The sequence below is a fragment of the Amycolatopsis sp. CA-126428 genome (assembly GCF_002904335.1).
In the GTDB taxonomy this organism is placed as follows: Bacteria; Actinomycetota; Actinomycetes; order Mycobacteriales; family Pseudonocardiaceae; genus Amycolatopsis.
Window position 1 is genome coordinate 1 of the sequence record NZ_PPHF01000101.1, and the last position, 4,615, is coordinate 4,615.

Here is a 4,615-nt window from a genome sequence, read left to right on the forward strand (position 1 = left end):
CAACCTCCTGCGAACCGACACCACAACCCTCACGGCCGCACTCCCCGCAGCGGCTTGACATAGGAGCAACGCGTGGCCAAGAGCGAGGAAACGCGGTCCCTGATCGTCACGACCGCGATGCGGCTGTTCACCGAGAACGGCTACGACCGCACGACGATGCGCGCGATCGCCGCCGAAGCGGGCGTCTCCGTCGGGAACGCCTACTACTACTTCTCGTCCAAGGAACAGCTGATCCAGGGCTTCTACGACGAGATGGCCGGGCAGCACCTGACCGCGGCCCGCCTGCTGCTGGACGGCGAGGCCGGCTTCGCGGCCCGGCTCAAGGCGGTGCTCCTGTGCTGGCTCGACGTCGCCGAGCCCTACCACCGCTTCGGCACGCAGTTCTTCGTCAACGCGGCCGACCCGGAGTCGCCGCTGAGCCCGTTCAGCGACGACTCTTCGGCCGCCCGCCAGGCGTCGATCGGCCTCATGCGCGAGGTCGTCGAGGGCTCGGACGTCAAGCTCGACCCGGAGCTGCGCGAACAGCTGCCGGAGCTGCTCTGGCTCTACCAGATGGGCGTGGTGCTGTTCTGGGTCCACGACCGCTCGGCCGGCACGAAACGCAGCCGGATGCTGGTCGAGCGCAGTGTCCCGCTGCTGGCCCGGCTGGCCGCGCTCTCCCGGCTGCGGGTGTTCCGGCCCGTCAGCCGGGAGATCGCCGACCTGATCCACGACCTCGCTAAGCGGGACTGACCGCGCGGAAGTACAGGAACCGCGGCTTGGTCCGCAGGTTCGCCGTCCACTGCGGGTCGGCGGCCTCGGCCTCCGGGAGCGGCATCGGCTCCGCCAGGCGGTCCACCGCGAAGCCCGCGTCACGGACCGCCTGGAACGTCCAGCTCAGCGGGCGCCGGTGGAAGCGCACCACGGTGCCGGGCGGGAACTCGTCCTCCAGCAGTTCGAGCTCGAAGTAGTTCTCCTTGCCGAACCAGCGCCAGTCCTCGCCCGGGTGGTGCACCGAAAACACCAGCGCCCCACCGGGTTTGAGGATCCGGCGGAACTCCGCCAGGGCCGGGCCCCAGTCCGCCAGGTAGTGCAGCACGAGCGACGCGGTGATGACGTCGATCGAGCCGTCCGGCACGGGGAGCGGCCCGGCGATGTCCGCGACCTCGAACCGGGCGACGTCGCCGAACTTCCGGCGCGCGACGGCGATCATGCCCGCGCTCGAGTCGACGCCGAGGACGTCGGCGCCCCGCTCGGCCAGGAGCGCGCTCAGGTGCCCGGCCGCGCAGCCGGCGTCGAGCACCCTCAGCCCGTCGACGGCCCCGGCCAGGTCGAGGATCGCCGGCCGGTCGTAGAGGGCGTTGGTGACGGACTTCTCCGCGTGCTCGGCGTAGGCCTCGCTGTGGCCGTCGTACTGCGCGGCCCGCGCGCGGCCGAGGATCTCCTCGACCACCTCCGTCTTGGCGTCGGAGTAGTGCTGGATGTACTTCCACTCCCTCGCGGCGAGCTCACGCTTCTTCGCCGCGTACAGCTCCCGCTCCTCCGGGTGCGAGCGCAGGCGGTCGCGGAAGAGGCGGTAGCGCGGCGTCTGGCCGTTGCCCGGCGAGTAGACGTGCAGGTTGATGTTCGTGTCCGGGCCCTTGAAGCAGCGGTGCTTCTCCCAGTCCGGTTTGCGGATGACGAGCCGGTAGCCGGCCGCCTCCAGCGCCGGGACGTAGGCGTCCTCGTCGTCGGAGTCCGGCACCTCCAGGAGGACGTCGACGATCGGCTTGGCGCACAGCCCCGGCACCGACGTCGAGCCGACGTGTTCGAGCACGAGCACCCGCTCCCCCAGCGCGCCCCGGATCCGCTCGGCTTCACGCTCGAAGAGCCGTGGCCACTCCGGGTCGTAGTCGGCGAGCGTGACGGTCGAGTTGAGCTTCGGCGCTTCGCCGACCCAGGCGCTCTGGACCTTCTCGTCGCTCAACGCTTCTTGGCTGGTCATTCCGGTAGACCCCCTTCGGCAAGGCAGTCGACCAGATTATCAACGCGCGCAAGCGCTTTTCCTGGATCGGCACCGTCAGCTGATCGGCAGCGGCAGCAGGTCGCCCGTCGCGGCGCGCAGCGCGTCCCGCATCGCCGCCCGCGGGGCCGGCCGGCCGGTGAAGTGCTCGGCCTGGCCGAACGCCTGGTGCAGCAGCATGTCCAGCCCCGTCGCCAGCCGGCCCCCGCGCGCCTCGACCGCTTGGGCGAGCGGTGTCGGCCACGGGTGGTAGATGACGTCGAGGACGTGCCCGACCGCGGCGAGCTCGGCTACGTGCGCGGCGACCGCGTCCGGCGGGACGGTGTTCACCAGCACCGCCGCGGAGCCCAAGGCCGCGAAGTCCGTCTCGGCCCAGCGCAGGACGTCGACGTCGAGCCCGGCCCGCTTCGCCGCGTCGAGCGTTTCGCCGGCCCGGGCGGGTTCGCGCACGACCAGCCGCACCTGCCGGACCCCGAGGGCAGCGAGCCCGACGACCGCCGCCGCCGCCGTCCCCCCCGCGCCGAGCACGACCGCGGTGTCCGCGGGGGACGGCTCGTAGCCGCCCGCGGCGCGCAGCGCGCCGGTGACTCCTTCGACGTCGGTGCAGTCCGCGAGCCAGCCCCGCGCGGTGCGGACCAGGGTGTTGGCCGCGCCGACGGCGGCCGCTCGGGGCGTCACCTCGTCCGCGTGGTCCAGCGCCGCGCGCTTGCCCGGCATGGTGACCGACAACCCGGCCCACTCCGGGCCGAGACGCGCGACCAGGCCCGGGAGCTCCTCGGCGCTCGTCTCGATCCGCTCGTAGGTCCAGCCGGTCAGGCCGAGCGCGGCGAACGCGGCGCCGTGCAGCACCGGCGACAGCGAGTGCGCCACCGGGTTGCCCAGCACCGCGGCCTTGCGCGGCTCAGATGACACCGCGTTCCCTGGCCAGGTCGCGGTTGTGGTTCTGCTCGTCGTTGGTGACCGCGAAGCAGGACAGGCCGTTCTTCTCGCACTTGACGAAGTACACCCAGTCGCCGTCCGGCGGCTTCACCGCGGCCTTGATCGCGTCCGGGCTCGGCACCGCGATGGGCGTCGGCGGCAGCCCGGTGTTCTTGTAGGTGTTGTAGGCACCGGACTTCACCCGCTCGCCTTCGTCGGTCAGCAGCGTCGGCCGGTCGAGCACGTAGTTGACGGTGGAGTCCATCTGCAGCCGCATGGTGGGGTTGGCCTTCAGCCGGTTGTAGATGACCCGCGAGAGCTTGCCGAAGTCGGCCTTCACCGCCTCGCGTTCGATGATCGAGGCGATGATCAGCGTCTGGTACGGCGTCATCCCCGGACCGGTCGACGCCGGACTGAGCCCGGCGTTCTGGATCGCCTCAGCCGAGGTGTGCACCAGCTGCCCGAGGATCTCCTGCGCGGTCGATCCGGGCTTGACGTCGTAGAGCCCCGGCGCGATCAGGCCCTCCAGCCGGCGATCCTTGCGATCGGCCTTGTTCGCCGGCTCGATCGCCCAGTCCGGCACGCCGAGCTGCTTCAGGTCCGCCGCCTCGACGGCCTTGCGCAGGTCGTCCGCCGAGACGCAGGTGCTCTTGCCGTTGAGCTGCGCGCAGGACGCCTTCGCCATCAGGCTGTACACGCCGGGCGTGACCTTGCCGTCGGGCTGGGTGATGTCGTCGAACTGCGTGTACGGCCGGACCTCCAGCTGCCCGACCCGCGAGGCCGGGGTGGTGAGCCGCTCGACCGCGCTGGCCCCGGACATGTGCGACTTCATCACGTAGAAGCCGTGCTGGACCCGGGCGAGCTTGGGGTTGCCCTCGCCGGCCTTCACGAACGCCTTGCCGCTGGCGACGACGCCCGCGGTGGTGAGCTTGGTGGCGATGGCCGACGTCGTGTCGCCGTCGTCCACCTGGACCACCACGTCTTCGGTGCCGGCGCCCTCGAAGTCGTCGTAGCCGAAGAACCTGTTGAAGCCGTACCAGGCACCGCCGGCGAGCAGGGCGATCACCGCGATCGCGGCGACCCAGCCGAGGGCGCGCTTGCCCTTCTTCCGCGGCTTTCGCGGCTCTTCGTCGTAGCCGTCGTACTCCTCGTCGTACTCCGACTCGTCGTAGTCCTCGTACTCGTCGTAGTCCTCGTACTCGTCGTAGTCCGCGTACTCGTCGTCCTCGGCGAGGAGGCCGGGCTCCTCCGGGGGCGTCCTCGGCGGTTCGGCCGGGGGCAGCGGGGCCAGCGCGGGCAGGACGTCGGTCACCGGCTCTTCGCGGGCCGGCGGCGCCGGCGGGCGGCGGCGCGGCTCGGCGCCGGGTTCGGGCACGCCGGTGGAGCGGTCACCCGGTTGCGCGGGCCGCCGTGCGGGCGGTTCGGCGTCGGGATCCGGTGCCGCGCGGCGACGCCGGGAACCGGCGACCTCGGCCGCGTCGGGCGCGGTCCGGCGGCGGGACGGCGGGGCGGCGGCCTCCGCCGGCTCGGACGCCGGGGCACGCCGGCCCGGCTCGGCGGCGTCGGGATCGGCGCGGCGCCGCCGTGCGGGCGCCGGCTCGATTCGCTGGGGCACAGCGCGGCGCCGGGGCGGGCTGTCTTCGGCCTCGTCGGGCTCGGGAACCGGGCGACGCCGGCGCGAAGCCGGCGGCTCGAACTCGGCGCCCTCGTCGGGCT

General features: G+C 72.5%; 4 protein-coding genes. 1 reads left to right on the top strand and 3 read right to left on the bottom strand.

The genetic code is table 11. The annotated features are described in order from the left end of the window. Window positions 1-72: 72 nt before the first annotated feature. Window positions 73-732 carry a TetR/AcrR family transcriptional regulator gene (locus tag C2L58_RS26475; RefSeq protein WP_103340397.1) on the top strand — a complete coding sequence of 220 codons (660 nt, stop codon included), beginning with the start codon at window positions 73-75 and terminating at the stop codon, window positions 730-732. On the opposite strand, the gene C2L58_RS26480 is transcribed toward C2L58_RS26475, so the two are convergent. From C2L58_RS26480 to mltG, 3 genes are all read right to left on the bottom strand, one after another. Beyond that, entirely contained in the window at window positions 719-1,963 is a 1,245-nt protein-coding gene (locus C2L58_RS26480) for a GrpB family protein (RefSeq protein ID WP_103340398.1), read from the bottom strand. The genes C2L58_RS26475 and C2L58_RS26480 overlap by 14 nt on opposite strands. 75 nt (window positions 1,964-2,038) lie before the next feature. Further along, on the bottom strand, window positions 2,039-2,866 hold the full coding sequence (locus C2L58_RS26485; RefSeq protein ID WP_233225947.1) for a shikimate dehydrogenase: 828 nt from the start codon (window positions 2,864-2,866) through the stop codon (window positions 2,039-2,041). A 16-nt stretch (window positions 2,867-2,882) separates the two neighbouring features. Beyond that, the coding region (mltG, locus tag C2L58_RS26490) for an endolytic transglycosylase MltG (RefSeq protein ID WP_233225946.1) at window positions 2,883-4,615 on the bottom strand (1,733 nt) is incomplete at its 5' end.